The 15,464-nt window shown below is 72.9% G+C and carries 11 protein-coding genes; 8 read left to right on the plus strand and 3 right to left on the minus strand.

The genetic code is table 11. The features are described 5' to 3' along the window. Window positions 1-15 precede the first annotated feature (15 nt). Window positions 16-147 carry a hypothetical protein gene (locus IE332_RS41815; protein ID WP_268256539.1) on the plus strand — a complete coding sequence of 44 codons (132 nt, stop codon included), beginning with the start codon at window positions 16-18 and terminating at the stop codon, window positions 145-147. A gap of 609 nt (window positions 148-756) precedes the next feature. After that, window positions 757-1,263 (plus strand): hypothetical protein, encoded by a 507-nt coding sequence (locus IE332_RS07855; protein ID WP_189914408.1) that lies wholly within the window; start codon window positions 757-759, stop codon window positions 1,261-1,263. Here the strand turns inward: IE332_RS07855 and IE332_RS07860 are convergent. From IE332_RS07860 to IE332_RS07870, 3 genes are all read right to left on the minus strand, one after another. Then, window positions 1,226-4,930: a WD40 repeat domain-containing protein gene (locus tag IE332_RS07860; RefSeq protein ID WP_189914409.1), complete on the minus strand. Its 3,705-nt coding sequence runs from the start codon at window positions 4,928-4,930 to the stop codon at window positions 1,226-1,228. The genes IE332_RS07855 and IE332_RS07860 overlap by 38 nt on opposite strands. A gap of 46 nt (window positions 4,931-4,976) precedes the next feature. Next, window positions 4,977-5,411 carry a carbohydrate kinase family protein gene (locus tag IE332_RS07865; protein WP_189914410.1) on the minus strand — a complete coding sequence of 145 codons (435 nt, stop codon included), beginning with the start codon at window positions 5,409-5,411 and terminating at the stop codon, window positions 4,977-4,979. A 195-nt stretch (window positions 5,412-5,606) separates the two neighbouring features. Next, window positions 5,607-5,753: a hypothetical protein gene (locus IE332_RS07870; protein WP_189914411.1), complete on the minus strand. Its 147-nt coding sequence runs from the start codon at window positions 5,751-5,753 to the stop codon at window positions 5,607-5,609. A 559-nt stretch (window positions 5,754-6,312) separates the two neighbouring features. Here IE332_RS07870 and IE332_RS07875 point away from each other — a divergent pair. Genes IE332_RS07875 through IE332_RS07900 form a run of 6 tightly spaced genes read left to right on the plus strand, consistent with a single transcriptional unit; the run spans window position 6,313 to window position 15,434 of the window. Next, window positions 6,313-8,415 (plus strand): non-ribosomal peptide synthetase, encoded by a 2,103-nt coding sequence (locus IE332_RS07875; protein ID WP_189914412.1) that lies wholly within the window; start codon window positions 6,313-6,315, stop codon window positions 8,413-8,415. After that, window positions 8,412-11,366: a type I polyketide synthase gene (locus tag IE332_RS07880; RefSeq protein ID WP_189914413.1), complete on the plus strand. Its 2,955-nt coding sequence runs from the start codon at window positions 8,412-8,414 to the stop codon at window positions 11,364-11,366. The genes IE332_RS07875 and IE332_RS07880 overlap by 4 nt, the downstream gene beginning before the upstream one ends. Before the next feature lie 34 nt (window positions 11,367-11,400). Next, window positions 11,401-11,607, plus strand: a complete 207-nt coding sequence (locus IE332_RS07885) for an MbtH family protein (protein ID WP_189914414.1) — start codon at window positions 11,401-11,403, stop codon at window positions 11,605-11,607. Further along, window positions 11,604-12,893: an MFS transporter gene (locus tag IE332_RS07890; protein WP_189914415.1), complete on the plus strand. Its 1,290-nt coding sequence runs from the start codon at window positions 11,604-11,606 to the stop codon at window positions 12,891-12,893. The genes IE332_RS07885 and IE332_RS07890 overlap by 4 nt, the downstream gene beginning before the upstream one ends. Beyond that, window positions 12,886-13,680, plus strand: a complete 795-nt coding sequence (locus tag IE332_RS07895) for a thioesterase II family protein (protein ID WP_189914416.1) — start codon at window positions 12,886-12,888, stop codon at window positions 13,678-13,680. Before IE332_RS07890 ends, IE332_RS07895 begins: the two co-directional genes overlap by 8 nt. A gap of 8 nt (window positions 13,681-13,688) precedes the next feature. Continuing rightward, window positions 13,689-15,434 carry an acyl-CoA dehydrogenase family protein gene (locus IE332_RS07900; RefSeq protein ID WP_189914417.1) on the plus strand — a complete coding sequence of 582 codons (1,746 nt, stop codon included), beginning with the start codon at window positions 13,689-13,691 and terminating at the stop codon, window positions 15,432-15,434. The last annotated feature ends 30 nt before the right edge of the window (window positions 15,435-15,464 follow it).

A 15,464-nucleotide genomic window follows, 5' to 3' on the forward strand; every position in this document is an offset into this window, starting at 1 on the left:
GACGGAACGACAACCGTGGAAACCCTGAATGCCGTGACCGACGCCCTCACGGCCTTGGCCCTGCTGATCGACGCCACCCTCCGGGTGCATGCCGCGGTGCGGGGTGCCCGCGAGCGGGAGGCTTCGTCGGAGGACGGAGCGCCGTAGCCCCAGGGACGTTTCAAAGTCGCGGTGATCACCTGAGTCCGCAGGTCCCGGCGGCGTGAGGAGTGCGCCACCCGTTTGTGGCGGTGCTGCTGGTCACCGCCTCGGCAGTGGTCGCCGGCGAACGCTCCTACGAGCCCTTCACCCGGTGGCTCGGCGCGAAGCCACGGCGCCGCTCCTCTCGCAATCGGCGACAGGGGAACCCGCCGTACAGGTGCTCGGAGACGGGCCTCTATCAGCCTCACGGTTGCTCAGATAGCCTTTACTGGTCGGGAGTTGGCGGTTCGGGGCGCCCGCGAGGAATCCAAGCGTGACATTCAAGGTGTCGTCATCGGGGCGGACGTCACGGCGCCACTCCCTGGGTGGCGCCGGTGGCGTAGCGTGGCCTGGGAGACACGGAGTCGTCCTCCGGTGCGACGTCGTGGTCGTCGGTGGCGGGCGCATGGGTCGGCGGCAACGGCGCGGCCCGCTGCGGGCCCTGACTTCGGGTGCTGGTGCTGAAGCGGCTGCCGCAGGTGAGCGGGGCTGTGGTGTCGGCCTCGTAGGGCGGAGCACGATGGCCGGGCGCTTCGGAGGACGGGCCGCCCCGGGCTGAGGGGGAACGGGGACACGATGGGAAAGCTCAGGCTCGTGCGCACCGCGGTCGTCACCGCGGCACTGCTGATGGCGGTGGCCGGCTGTTCCAGCGCCGGCACGGCTCCGGTGGCGGCATCCGACACCGCCAAAAGTTCGGCCTCCACCGCGAGTTCGAGCCGTTCGCCGAGTCCGACGGGTGGGGGCGCGGTGGTTGCCGCCGTGGTGTACGAGTGTGGCGGCAGCTCGGTAGCCTCGCCGAAGTACTACCTGCTGGCCTGCGGGAATGCCGGTTGGTGGTTGAACGGGCTGACCTGGTCGGACTGGGGACGTGAGACGGCCACCGCCACCGGCCAGTTCTGGCAGCGGACGTGTAAGCCGAGCTGCGCCGAGGGCGGCGCGCTGCCGTACCCGGCGACCGTCACGGCCGGCGGCCTGACCGGCGGCGCCTACACCACGCTGCGCGTCACGGCACCTCAAGCCCCGGAACCGGTCATGGACTTCGGCCTCAGCGAGAAGGGGGCGAAGCAGAGGACCGCGGGCTGACGCAGAGCTGCGGAAGTGGCGCGTTCGGGACGAGCCGGGCCCACTGCGGAGCGGTGAGGACGCCCTCACTGGTCGCGCAGATCCGGGCGACGGCTGCCTCGACGTCGAGATCCCACAGGCGGACGGCGGCATCCACGCTGGAGACCGCGAGGGTGTGGCCGTCGGGGTTGAAGGAGAGGGAGTCGACGGCCCCGCTCGGACCTGTCAGGGGCCGGCTGAGGTGGACCGGACCCTCGGCGGAGCCGAGGGTCCAGAGATGCACGGTGCCGTCGCCCCCGCCGGCAGCGAGGGTCCGGCCATCCGGGCTGAAGGCGACGGCGTTCACGGACCCGGACGGGCCGGTGAGTGGCGCCCCGAGGGGGCTCGGGGTGCGCGGTTCACGGAGGTCCCAGAGCCGCACGGTACCGTCCCAGTGCCCGGAGGCGAGGGTCTGGCTGTCCTGGCTGTACGCGATGCTCGTGACGGCCCCCAGAACGCTGCCGGAGCCGGTCATCGGCGGGCCGAGCCGGACCGCTCGCCCGGGCTCATCGATGCTCCAGAGTTGGATCGCGCGGTCGCGGGCGGTGGCCAGGGTGCTCCCGTCGTGGGAGAACGCCACGGCGACCAGGGCGTTCGGCGGATCGGTCTGTGGTGACCCGAGCGGGGTGGCTGCGCGCGGATCGTCGACCCTCCAGAGATGCAGGGTTCCGGCGTCGTCGCCGACTGCCAGGGTACGCCGGTCCGGGCTGAAGGCCAGTGCGCGGGCGGCGGCGGATCCGGGGAGCGGCGGGCCGAGCGGAGCGGGATGGCGCGGATCGGAGATGTCGGCGAGCCAGACGGCTCCGCCGGTACCGCCGACGACCCCGGCGCCGAGCGCGAGGGTCTGGCCGTCCTGGCTGAACGCCAGGGCTCGCGGTGCCCCGGCTCCGATCTCAGCGGTGCCGAGCTTGGTGGGACGGCTGGGCCGCGCCACGTCCCAGAGCTGGGCATATGACATGCCGTCGGAGGTTGCGAGGGTCTGCCCGTCCCTGCTGAACACCACCGGGCCGCCAGAGGCGAGCAGGGTCGGTGGCAGGCTCCAGAGAGTGACGGAGCGAAGTTCGTCGATGACGGCCAGGGTGCTTCCGTCGGGGGAGAAGGCCACGGAGCCGGCCGCAACGGAGGACCTGGTCGGCAACTCGCCGAGGAGCGACGGGTTGTAGGGCTGTGCCATGTTCCAAAGACTGGTGACGCCGTTGCCGTGGGCCACCGCCAGGAGGCTGTTCTCACGCCCGAACGCCGCTGATCGGATGGCTCCGGTCCGGCCGGAGAGCGGGCGGCTGTCCAAGACCGTGTGAGGGGCGCGGGGGTTGCGGATGTCCCAGAACTGGAGTTCATCGTGCTCCCTGCCGGTGACCAGGACGCCTTGGGCGGAGTCGACGGCCAAGACCTGGCCAGCCGTCGAGATGGCGGACAGTGGCCGTGCCGGGTCGGTCGGGTCGGTGACGTCCCACAGCTCGGCGGCCCCGCTGGACGATCCGGTCACCAGGATCCGGCCGTCCATGCCGTACACGGCGGAGGTGAAGGGGCCGAGTTCGCGAAGCAAGCCCTTGCCCAGGCGGGTGGGCTTCTCCGGGGCGGTCACGTCCCAGCGGGTGACCAGGCCGGCTGGACCGGTGGTCTCGCCGATGGCGGTGAGGGTGTGCCCATCCGGGGAGAAGAGCACTTCGGCGACCTTGCCCGGGGCTCGGATGGGTGGTTGGACCGGTGTCGGCCGGTCGGGGTCCGCGACCCGCCACAGGCCCACGCCGCCGGGGGTTCCGGCGGCGAGCAGTTGTCCGTCAGGGCTGAACCGCAGGGCCGACACGGGGCCCGGGCTGGTGGGCAGCAGTTGGTGCAGGAGGCGGGCGCGGTGCGGGTCCTGGACGTCCCAGAGCTGGACGAGGCCGTCGGCGAGAGCAGTGGCGAGTAGCCGTCCGCGCGGGTCGAAGGCGGTCTGCGTCACCGCCGTGCCGGGCGGCGTGAGTTCGGTGGGGATGGGCGTGTTCTCAAAGTTGACCAGTCGGGCTGCGGTGTCCTCGTTCGGCGCCCGTCGGTATGCGGCCAACGCGAGCTGGGCGGCGAGGGCCGGGTCAGTGGGCGCGAACTCGGCCGCCAGGGCCGAGAGCTGACTGGTGATCGTTCGCTCGGTGGCGGCGCGGGCCTGGCGGCTCTGCCGGTAGCCGAGTACGGCGGTGGTGGTGGCGAGCAGGGCGAGCGCGGTGACGGTGGCGAGCACGGCCCGGCGGAGCTGCCGGCTCCTGCGCTGCTGGCGGTGGGCGGCGGCCAGGAAGGCGCGGGCCGTGGGGGTGAGGTCGGCTGGATGGAGCACGGCCCAGTTGGCGGCGGTTTCCAGCCGGGCTCCGGTGAAGAGCTCCGAGCCGCCCCGCTCCCAGGCGGCGGCGGCCTGCTCCAGGTCCTGGCGGACCAGGTGGTCGGCCCGGTCGCGCTCGATCCACCCGCGCAGGCGCGGCCAGCCACGGATGAGAGCTTCGTGGGCGATGGTCACGGTGTCCTGATCGGTGGTCAGCAGCCGATGCCTGGTGTAGGAGGTGATCACGGCCTCAGCCGGCAGTTCGCCAGGACCGCCGTCGGCCAGATCATCGGGCAGGGTGTTGACCAGCTCATGGCGCGGGACGTGCCGCCGGGTGTCCTCGGTGTCCCGGCCGATGACGACGAGGCGCAGGAACACGATACGCGCGGCCCTGCGGCCCTCGGGCGTGAGCCCCGCGTACGCTGATTCGGCGGTGCGGGTGACGGCGCCGTGGACACCGCCGGAGAGCCGGTAACCGGCGGCGGTCAGCACTCCGTCCTCGCGCTCCTGCCACGTGGCCCGGAGTGCGTGGGCGAGCAGCGGCAGCGTACCGGGACCACCGAGTTCGGCCAGCAGGAGCTCGACCAATCCGTCTTCCACGGCCAGCCCGACAGCCTCCGCCGGACAGCGCACCGCCTGCTCCAGCTCGGCCTCGGTCATCGGGTCGAGCAGTACCGGGTCGTCGCGCAGGGCGGCGCGCAGCCGTTCGTCGGCCGTGCACCGGGCGTAGAAGTCGGCGCGCACGCCGAGCACCACGAGCACGTTGGCGTCCCGCGGCCGGGCGAGCCGATCCAGCACCTCGATGAACCACAGCCGTTCGGCCTCGTCGGTGACGAGGGTGAAGACCTCCTCGAACTGGTCCACGACCAGCACCAGACCACTGCCGACCACCGAGCGGAGGATGTCCGCCGCACACCGTTCCGCATCCTCCCGCCAGTCGGCCGCCGAGGCTCCGAAAGCATGGGCAAGAACCTTCGCCGGTGAGGCCGTTGGCGTCAGCATCAGTTGTCGCCAGTGCGAGGATCCGCGCGCGGGGAGCGCCCCGTCGGCGAGGGCGGGAAGCACCCCGGCGGCCAGAAGTGAGGACTTGCCCGCGCCGGACGGGCCGAGGAGTACCAAGGGTCCACCCCGCTGCAGTTGGGCGTCCAGCCGCCGGCAGAGCTCGGCGACGGCCCGGCCTCGGCCGTGGAACCAGACCGCGGAGGAGGCGTCGAACGGCTCCAGGCCCGGGTACGGGCACTCCCCGGTACCCCGGGAGTGGCGGACCGGGTGCGAAGAGGTGACGATGTGGATGTCCCGGCCGGCCACGTAGGCGTCGCCGCCACCCGAGACGGTGACCTCCAAGTGCTCTGGCAACGCCGGATCCTCCGGCCGGGACCGCTCCTGCTCGTTCGGCGTCACGTCACCCGGCGGTGGGTCGGTGGACGGTGAGGTCGCGGCCCGCCTGGTAGGCGTCGCCGCCCCCGGTCACGTGCGCGGTCATCGTGACGGGGCCCGTCGTCCGGGCGCCGTCCGGGCCCCGTTCGGCCACCAGGCCGGCGACCAAAGACCTGAGTTCGTCCGCGAGTTCGGGGTAGGCGACCAGCAGGCGGCTGAGTCGCGCCTGCCACTCGTTCACCAGCAGGACCTGCAACTCCTCCGGCCGGCCGGACTCCTGGGCTGAGAGCAGGTCCTCGCGGGCCTGTTCCAGGTCGGCTTCCACCCGCTCCGGGTGCGAGCGCCGCCAGAGCGCCAGGACGGCGGCCTTCACCGCCGGCCAGGCGTCCGTCGCGATGGCGCTCACGACCTGGGTGGCGCCGCTGGCTGCCAGCGTAGTCAACTCCGCGTTGAGATCCACGATTTCACGATAGCTAATGCCTGCTTGCCGATGAACTGTCAGAGCAAGGTGGATCTCGGTGATTTCACGACGCGCATGGTGGCGCGTGGCCCGGGGAGACAGTCCTGGTCCTGGGCGAGGCGGCGGCCCCCAGAAGTCAGCAGGTCGGCAGCCCGCGCCGATCACGCCGGGTTGTATCCGATGCAACACCGCTCGTCAGTCCAGGTAGATGCCGGTGAAGGTCCCGTCGAAGCCCGGGACCACCCACTCGTTCCCGCAGCGGCACCGCACCCGCACGTTCCGGCGGTGGTTGAGCAGCAGCCCGTCCCGGCGGGCCCGGCAGGCCGACCACGTCACCGGCAAGCCGAGCAGCGCGAGTTCGGCCGGGTGCGGCAGACCGCGGACGGCCTCCGGGCCGCCGGGGGTCTGGGTCTCGTACTCCGGTTGCAGGAGCGGGTCGAAGCCGTCCGGAACCGGGGTGGTGATCGACGCCGGGGAGGTGGTGGTGGGAAGGCGCCCAGCGGATCCAGCAGCTCTTCCTCGAAAACGTCCGGCTGCGCCGGCGCGTCGAGCACCTGGCCAAGCGTGCGGACGCGGCCGATCGCGCCCTGCGCGTCGTGAGAGGCCGGCGCGACGAGGCGCGAAGGCAGAACACCGCGTTGTCCAGGGCGCTGGAGCGCACCCACGGCCTGAACCGGCCACCCGCCGGGCAGGCCGGCGGGAAGCTGGGCAGGCTCCCGCGCCCGGCTCACGGCGAGAGCCCGAGGGCCGAAGGGGATCCCGAAGACGGGGGCACGGACGGGGCGCTCGCGGGGAGCGTTGGGCGTGCTCGTTCATCGGATGTCTACCGGTGCCTCCCACACTCCTCGGCAGCAAGCTCGCTGATCGTTTGAAAGCTCAACAGCAGCTGTCTACAGCTGCCGTGACGTCGACGACCCGCGATGACCCCGCCCGGCTTCCCATGAGCTTCCTGAATCCCCGCCCGGCCGGGTCGGGTTCGCTTCGGACGGACGGCACGGCCGGGGCCTGCGCCCGTCCGTTGTCCGGCGGGCTGCTGAACGTGCCGTTTTGGAGAGGAGTTGGCCTCGTGAGGCCCGAACTGAGTCAAGAGGATGAGAGCCGAGCCGCTACCGCGCTCTCATCGGCCGGTCCGCGTGCCGCGGTCTGCGTACCGCAGCTGTTCGAGGAGCGGGTACGGGCCAGCCCTGGTGCTGTGGCTGTCGTCGACCGCGACGGGTGCGTGACGTACGCGGGGCTTGACGCTGCCGCCAACCGGCTGGCCGGAGTGCTGGTGGAGCGTGGTGTGGGCGCCGAGAACGTGGTCGCGGTGAACCTGCCGCGCGGGCGTGGACTGGTGACGGCGGTGCTGGCCGTGCTGAAGTCCGGTGCCGCCTACCTGCCGCTCGACCCGGCGCTGCCGGCCGAGCGCCGCAGGTACCAGTTGGAGGCCGCCGGTGCCGCCCTGCTGATCGGGCCCGAGGGCTGTGAGGGGGTCGAGGGGGTCGAGGTGGTCGAGGTGGTCGACCTGGCTGCCGGCGAGCCGGCCGGGCGCACCGCGCGGAACCCGGCGGTGGCGGTTGCCCCCGGCGACCTTGCCTATGTGATCTTCACTTCGGGTTCGACCGGGCGCCCCAAGCCGGTGGCCGTCACCCACGGGTCGCTGGCCAACCACGCGGTTGCCGTCGGTGCGGCCTTCGACTTGACCGCAGCCGATCGGGTGCTGCAGTTCGCCGGTCCGGGGTTCGATGTGTTCGGCGAGGAGGTGTTCCCGACCTTGCTGGCCGGCGCCCGGGTGGTGGTGGCTCCCGATTCGGTGCCGTCGCCCGCGGAGCTGGAGGAGCATCTGTGCCGTGAGCGGGTCACGGTGGCCAACGTGCCGACGCCGTACTGGGACCAGTGGGTCCGCGATCTCGACGCCGAACCGCGGGAGGTGCCCGAGGCCCTGCGGCTCCTGGTCGTGGGCAGCGACACCGGGCACACCCGTACGTTGGCCGGCTGGCGAGGGCATACCTCGGTGCCCGTGGTCAACGCCTACGGTCTGACGGAGACCACCATCACCGCCACGCTCCAGGCGTTCACCGGGGAGGTGATGCCCGAGGGGGAGACGCTGCCGATCGGGCGGCCGCTGGCCGGGGCGCGGGCGTATGTGCTGGACGCCGATCTGGAGCCGGTTGCGGCGGGCACCCGGGGCGAGCTGTACCTGGGTGGGGCGGTGCTGGCTCGCGGGTACCTGGGGCAGCCGGGGCTCACCGCCGACCGTTTCGTGCCGGACCCGTTCGGCGAGACGCCGGGTGGGCGGCTCTACCGCACCGGCGACCTCGCGGTGCTGCGCGCCGACGGTGCCCTGGCCTTCGCCGGGCGGGCCGACGACCAGGTGAAGATCCGCGGCCAGCGGGTCGAACCGGCGGAGATCGGTGCGGCCCTGTGCACGCACCCCGCGGTGCGTCAGGCGCACGTGCGGGCGGTGGACGACGAGGCGGACGGCAAGCGGCTGGTCGCCTACGTGGTCGCTGCCGAAGTCGAGTCGTCGCAGCTGCGCGCCCATCTGGCCAAGAGTCTGCCTGCCGCGATGGTCCCGGCCTCCTACGTGCTGCTCGACGAGCTGCCGCTGACCGCGAACGGCAAGATCGACCACAGGGCGCTCCCGGTGCCGGCCGCCGCCGACGCCACGTCCGGCGCGCCGCAGGCGGTGGCGCTGACCGGCCTGGAGGAGCGGATAGCGGCCGTGTGGCGTGAGGTGCTGCGGGTCGGCCAGGTCGGGCTGGACGACAGCTTCTTCGAGATCGGCGGTCACTCGCTGCTGCTCGTTCAGGTGCAGCGCAAGCTCAGCGGGGCGCTGGGACGCCAGGTTCCCGGCGTGGCGCTCTTCGCCCATCCGACCGTCCGCAGGCTCGCCGCCCATCTGCGCGACGGCTCCGGGCCGGCCGTCGGCGCGCTCGGTGACGAGCGTGCCGACGAGCGCCGCAGCGGGTACGCCCGGCTCCAGCAGCGCCGCGCCCGCCAGAGCGCCGGGGGTGCCCGATGACGCAGGCGGCACAGCCGGTGGGTCCGGACAGCCCCTTCCTCGCCGTCGTCGGGATGGCCGGGCGGTATCCGGGAGCGCGTGACCTCGGGGAGTTCTGGGACAACCTGGTCAAGGGCGCGGAGTCGGTCACTCGCTTCCCCGGCGACCCGTCCACTCCCGAGTACGTCCCCGCGCTCGGAGTACTGGAGGACGCGGACGGGTTCGACGCGGCGTTCTTCGGCTACTCGCCGCGGGAGGCGCTGATCCTCGACCCGCAGCAGCGGCTGTTCCTGACCTGCGCCTGGGAGGCGCTGGAGGACGCCGGGTACGACGCCCGGTCCTGTGCCGGGCCGGTCGGCGTGTATGCGGGCAGTAGCCAGACCGGCTACCTGGACACGCTGACGGCCCACCGCGACCGGCTCGGCCCGGTCAGCGAGTGGCAGCTGCGGCTGGCGACCGGCATCGACTTCCTCACGTCGCGGGCGGCCCACCGGCTCGGTCTCACCGGGCCGGCGGTGACGGTGCAGACCGCCTGCTCCACCTCGCTGGTCGCCGTTCACCTCGCCGCGCAGGCGCTGCTGTCCGGCGAGTGCGACCTGGCTCTGGCCGGCGGGGCCAGTGTCAACGTCCCGGCGCGCCTGCCCGAGTACTCCGAGGGCGGTGTCATCTCGCCCGACGGCCGCTGCCGGGCCTTCGACGCCCGGGCCCGTGGGACCGTTGCGGGCAACGGTGTCGGCATCGTCGTCCTCAAACGGCTCGCCGACGCACTCCAGGACGGCGACCACATCCGTGCCGTCCTGCGCGGCAGCGCGGTGAACAACGACGGCATGGACAAGGTGGGCTTCACCGCTCCGGGAGTGGCCGGCCAGGCCGAGGTCATCCGCGCGGCCCACCTGGTGGCCGATGTCGAGCCGGACAGCATCGGCTACGTCGAGGCGCACGGGACCGGGACGCCGCTGGGTGACCCGATCGAACTGGCCGCGCTGACCCAAGCCTTCCGGCGCGGCACCGACCGGCGCGGGTTCTGCCGGATCGGGTCGGTGAAGACCAACATCGGCCACACCGACGCGGCCGCCGGGGTGGCGGGCTTCATCAAGGCGGTGCTGGCCGTCCAGCACGGCCTGATCCCGCCGAGCCTGCACTACACCTCACCCAACCCCGAGATCCCCTTCGCGGACGGCCCGTTCGTGGTGAACACCGGACTGTACCGGTGGCGCCCCGACGGTCCCCGCCGGGCCGGGGTCAGCTCGTTCGGGATCGGAGGCACCAACGCGCACGCGATCCTGGAGGAGCCGCCCGCGCGACCTCGCCCGCCCGCCGCGCCCGCGAGCCATCTGCTGGTGCTGTCCGCCCGGACCGCCCCCGAGCTGGACCGCGCCGCCGCCAGGCTCGCCGAGCACCTGCAACGGCAGGCCGCCGACGCCGCCGACCCCGGCCGGGAACTGGCCGACACGGCCTGGACGCTGCAGACCGGCCGCCGCGCCTTCACGCACCGCCGGTTCGCCGTGGCCGCCGACCACGCCGAGGCGATCGAAGCGCTGACCGGGGCCGGCACCTTCGGCCACCCGCCCGTGGGCGGCGAGCGGCCGGTGGCGTTCGTCTTCCCCGGGCAGGGCGGACAGCACGTCGGCATGGGCCGCGAACTGTACGAGAACGACCCGGTCTTCCGTGCCGAGGTCGACGCGTGCTGTGCGCAGCTCGCGCCCACGCTCGGCCTGGACCTGCGGGCGGTTCTGTACCCTGCCGGCGGGCAGCAGTCCGCGGCGGCCGAAGAGCTGCTGCGCGACATGAGCGTGGCCCAGCCGGCCGTCTTCGTGGTGGAGTACGCGCTCGCCCGGATGTGGGAGCAGCGAGGGGTACGGCCGACGGCTGTCGCCGGGCACAGCCTCGGTGCCTTCGCCGCCGCGTGCGTGGCCGGTGTGTTCTGCCTGCCCGACGCGCTCCGGCTGGTCGCCGAGCGCGGCAGGCTGCTTCAGAGCCTGCCCGTCGGGGCGATGCTGGCCGTGCCGCTGTCCGAGCGCGACGTCACCGGACTTCTCGGCGACGGCCTGGAGCTCGCGGCCGTCAACGGACCGAACCAGTGCGTGGTGTCCGGGCCGCGGGGGGCGGTCGACGCGGTCTTCGCACGGCTGACGGAGGACGGTGTCGACGCGCGTCGGCTGCGCATCGCCGCCGCCGGACACAGCGCTCTGGTGGAGCCGATCCTCGACCGGTTCGCCGCCCTGGTCGCCGAGCTCGACCTCAAGGCGCCGTCGATCCCCTGGGTCGGGGACACCAGCGGGGAGTGGGTCCGCATGGACCGTGTTCCGGGCGTCGAGTTCTGGACCGCCCACATGCGCCAGGCGGTGCGCTTCGGCGACACCCTCGCCACCCTGTTCGCCGAGCCTGACCGGATCCTGCTCGAAGTCGGCCCCGGCCTGGCCCTGACGACACTGGCCCGCCGGCACCCGGCCCGCACCGAGGGCCACCTGGCGCTGCCCAGCCTGCCGCACCCGGCCGGCGAGCAGTCCGCCCTGCGGACCTCGCTGGCCGCCGCCGGACAGCTGTGGGCGGCCGGCGTCGAGCTCGACTGGCCGCGGCTGCACGACGGCCACCGGCCGGGCCGGACTCCGCTGCCGACCTACCCGTTCAGCCCGCAGCGGTACTCACCGCTCCCTGCCGACGACCCCGCGCCGACCGTCACCACCCAGCCCTCGCCGACCGCCCCGAAGCCCGCACAGGACGGCGACACCGAGACACAGCTCGCCCGGATCTTCGGTCAACTGCTCGGACTGGAGCACGTAGCGGCGCAGGACGACTTCTTCGACCTGGGTGGGGACTCGCTGATCGCCGTTCAACTCGCCTCTGCCGTCCGTGCGGCCTTCGGCGTACGCATCACCGTCAAGCAGGTCTTCACCGCCCCCGCACCGCGCCGACTGGCCCGGGTGATCGACGCCGCCCGGGTGACCGACGCCGCCCGGCAACCGGCCTGAACCGTCATCCGACACACCGACCCGAAGGACAGCCATGTTCGAGGACAACGACGACCGGACCTACGAGGTGGTCCGCAACACCGAGGAGCAGTACTCCGTCTGGCCGGCCGGCCGGGCGCTACCCGCCGGGTGGGAGCGGACGGGCGGACGGGGCAGCAAAGCGGACTGCCTCACCCTGATCGACGGCCTGTGGAGCGACCTCCGGCCGAAGAGCGCACGTGAACGGGCGGCCACCCGATGACGCGACCGGCCCCTCCGCCGGGACTGTCGCGCCACCAGGGCTTCCGACGGCTGTGGGCCGCCCAGACGGTCAGCGTGCTCGGCGCCCAGATCTCCGAACTCGCGCTGCCCCTCGCGGCCGTGACGGTATTGAAGGCCACCCCGTTCCAGGTGGGCCTGCTGGCCGCCGTGCAGTACCTGCCGTTCCTGCTGGTCGGCCTGCCGGCCGGGGCATGGGTGGACCGGACGCGCCGACGGCCCGTCATGATCGCAGCGGACCTGGTCCGCTGCGCGGTCCTGCTGACCGTGCCGGCGGCCGCGCTCTGCGGGGTTCTGCACCTGTGGCTGCTGTATCCGGTCGCCTTCGCGGTCGGGGTCATGACGGTCTTCTTCGACCTGGCAGCACAGTCCTTCCTGCCGACCCTGGTCGGCGAGGAGCAGCTCGTCGAGGCCAACACCAAACTGCAGCTGTCCGAGACCTCCGGTCAGCTGGCCGGCCCCGGCGCCGGCGGATTCCTGGTCCAGCTGCTGACCGCGCCACTCGCCGTACTCGCCAACGCGCTCAGCTACGCCGGGTCGGCGGCCCTGCTCCTGCTGGTGCGGGTGGAGGAGCGCCCGGTCCGCGACGCGGTCCGGCCCGGACTGGTGGCGGAGGTCAAGGACGGCCTCGGGTACGTGTTCCGGCACCGGCTGCTGCGCCCGGTAGCGCTGAGCGCGGGGATCGCCAACCTCTTCGGCCTGTTCGGCATGGTCCAGGCGATCCTGGTGCTCTACGCGGTCCGTGACCTGCGGCTCTCGCCGGCCGGGCTGGGCACCACGCTCGCGATCGCGAACGCGGGCGTACTGCTCGGCTCGCTCGCCAACGGCCGGGTGGTGCGGCGCCTCGGCGTCGGGCCGTCGCTCACCTGGGCCGCCTTCGGGCTGGGCGGCACCATCCTGCTGCTGCCGCTGGCCACCCCTGGCACCGCGATGCCCGTCCTGGCGGTCGCGATGGCCCTGGCCGGGCTGTGCGCCTCCGTCTTCAACATCAACCAGATCAGCTTGCGGCAATCCGTCACCCCCGCCCCGATGCGCGGGCGCATGACGGCGACGCTGCGGTTCGTGGTCTGGGGCGTCATCCCCGTCGGGACTTTCCTCGGAGGCGCACTGGTCGGCCCGCTCGGACTGCGCGGCGCCCTCTGGCTCGCCGGTGCGGGCAGCGTCCTCGCCGGGCTGCCGCTGCTGTTCTCCGCCGTGCACTCACTGCGGGCCATGCCCGACGCCGCACCGACTGCCCGATCGATGAGCCAGGAGACCCTTCATGCCTGAGGTTCCGGGGCACACCGTCCCACGCTGGCTGGTCAACCGCCGCAAGCGCCCCGACGCCACGATGCGGCTGTACTGCTTCGCCCACAGCGGCGGCTCGGCCGCCGAGTACGTCCGCTGGGGCGACGACGTGCCCGGCATCGAGGTGTGGGGCGTGCAACTGCCCGGCCGCGGCTCGCGGCTCGACGACCCGCAGTACACCCGGGTCGGCCCGCTGGTTCACGATCTGGTGCAACAGGCCGCGTTCCGCGCACCGTTCGCCTTCTTCGGACACAGCCTCGGCGCCCTGCTGGCCTACGAGACCGCGCGCGCCCTGCGCGAGCACGGCCTGCCCGGCCCCGAGCGCCTGCTGCTGTCCGCCTGCCCGGCCCCGCACCGGCCCCGCGGCCTGCCGCCGGTCCACCACCTCGGCGATCGGGAGCTGTTCACCGCCATCCAGGGGCAGTACGGCTCACTCCCCGACGAGGTGGCCGAGGACCCGGACCTGCTCGCGATCATGATGGCCTCGCACCGCTCCGACTTCGAACTGGTCGACAGCTACCGCCACACCCCCGGCGAGCCCCTTGACCTGCCGCTGCACGTCTTCGGCGGCACCGAGGACCGGCTCCCCGCCGAGGAACTCGCCCAATGGCAGGGCCACAGCCGCGGACCGTTCGCCCTGAACCTGCTGCCAGGCGGTCACTTCTACCTCCGCGAGCACCGCGCCGCCCTGCTCGCACTGGTCCAGGCCGCACTCACCGACCGCCGGCGCGCCGGGTCGCCTGTCGGCTCCCTCTCCCACGACCTGTGAAAGCAGACATGACTCACGACACCATCACCCCGGCCGGCTTCCTCGCCGAGCTCCACCTGGGGCACGTGCGCTGGGACCTGATCAGCCCCTTCCCCGCCCCGTCCGACGAGGACCGCGCCCGCGGCGACGCCGCCGTCGCCGAGCTGATGCGCTTCCTCCAGGAGACCGTCGACCCGACCGAGGTGGACCGCACCGCGAAGCTGCCCGACGGCTTCCACGAAGCCTGCGCCGCCCGCGGCTACTTCAAGCTTCAGGACCCGCTTGAGCGCGGCGGTCTGGGCCTGTCCGCCCACAACGCCTTCCGGATGATCCAGGCCGCCGCAAGCTGGTCGGTGACCGCCTGCTACGCCATGTCCGTCCACCTCGGACTGGGCGCCGGCGCCTATCTGCCGATCCTGGCCGACGGCGAGCTGAAGTCCGAACTCGAACGGCTGCTCGCGGCGGGCGCGATCTCCGGCGACGCCGACACCGAGCCCACCGGTGCGATCAACCGGACCCGGGCCACCACCGCGGTGCCGACCGAGGACGGCACCGGATTCCGGATCAGCGGCGAGAAGGTGTTCATCCAGAACGGGCCGATCGCGGGCCTCCTGAGGGTCTCGGCCACCGTACGCGACGACGACCGGGAGTACATCCGGCTGTTCTTCGTCGACACGACCGACCCCGGCTTCACGGTCAGGTCCTGGCACGAGTACTTGGGTCTCAAGGGCCTGCCCAACGCGGCCCTCACCTTCGACCGGGTCTTCGTCCCGCACAGCCGGGTCTTCACCCTCGACGGCCTGACCGCCGAGGACGAGTGGCGTCTGGCCCCCGAACTGCACACCGTCAGCGTCCGCGGCCGGATGTACCCCATCTCGGCGCCCGCCCTGGCAATCGGCCGGCTCTGCCTGCACTGGTCCCGGGAGTTCGTCCGGCGGCGTTCGGTCGGCGGGCTCGGCCTGGAGCAGTACGACGAGATCCAGCGCATCGTCGCCGCCAACCTCGCCGAGACCTTCGCCGTGGAGAGCGTGGTGGAGTGGTGCCTGCTGGCCGAGGAGCGCCACCCGGGGATCGACCTGGACCCGGAGCAGACGGCAGCCAAGAACATCACCTCGATGACCAGCTGGCGCATCGTCGACCGCACCCTGTCCCTGCTGGCCGCCGAGGGCTTCGAGACGGCGACGAGCAAGGCCCGGCGCGGCGCTCAGCCGCTGCCGGTGGAGCGGTTCTTCCGCGACGCGCGTGCCCTGCGGGTGGCCGGCGGGGTGGACTTCCTCGTGGACCACTGGGCCGCCCGGCACCTGCTCTCGCGCCATTACCCGAAACCGCAGGCCATCGCCGAGGCCGCGACCGACCTCACCGCGGCGGACGCCTGCCTGTCCCCGCGCAACCGGGACCACCTGCGCTTCGTGGCCGAACAGGCCGTGCGGTTCGCCCGCCTCAGCCGCGACCTGGTGGACCGACACCCCGACCCCGAGGAGCTGTTCGCCGAGGAACGCACGCTGATCCTGCTCAACCGGCTCTCCGCCGAGCTGTTCAGCATGTCCGCGGTGCTGGCCAACGCCGCCCGACTGCACGGCGAGGGCACCGGACCGGCCCAGGACCTCGCCGACGTGTTCTGCACCGAAGCACGCCACCGTATGGCGGACGCCCAGCGGCGCCTGGCCGACACCGACGGACCCGACCACGCCGGCGCCTGTGCGCAGTGGCTTCACGGCGACGGCCTGGAGTTCCTGCTCCGCGACACCGTCACCGCCACCCCACCCGCCCGCTGAGCAGGTGGTGTCCGAGGCCGCCACCAGCCC

It is taken from the genome of Kitasatospora xanthocidica (assembly GCF_014656195.1).
Classification (GTDB): domain Bacteria; phylum Actinomycetota; class Actinomycetes; order Streptomycetales; family Streptomycetaceae; genus Kitasatospora; species Kitasatospora xanthocidica.

Excerpts from the sequence above, each read along its gene's own strand:
- IE332_RS07855 (WP_189914408.1), top strand. The coding sequence starts at position 757 with ATGGGAAAGCTCAGGCTCGTGCGCACCGCGGTCGTCACCGCGGCACTG.
- IE332_RS07880 (WP_189914413.1), top strand. The coding sequence starts at position 8,412 with ATGACGCAGGCGGCACAGCCGGTGGGTCCGGACAGCCCCTTCCTCGCC.
- IE332_RS07885 (WP_189914414.1), top strand. The coding sequence starts at position 11,401 with ATGTTCGAGGACAACGACGACCGGACCTACGAGGTGGTCCGCAACACC.
- IE332_RS07890 (WP_189914415.1), top strand. The coding sequence starts at position 11,604 with ATGACGCGACCGGCCCCTCCGCCGGGACTGTCGCGCCACCAGGGCTTC.
- IE332_RS07895 (WP_189914416.1), top strand. The coding sequence starts at position 12,886 with ATGCCTGAGGTTCCGGGGCACACCGTCCCACGCTGGCTGGTCAACCGC.
- IE332_RS07900 (WP_189914417.1), top strand. The coding sequence starts at position 13,689 with ATGACTCACGACACCATCACCCCGGCCGGCTTCCTCGCCGAGCTCCAC.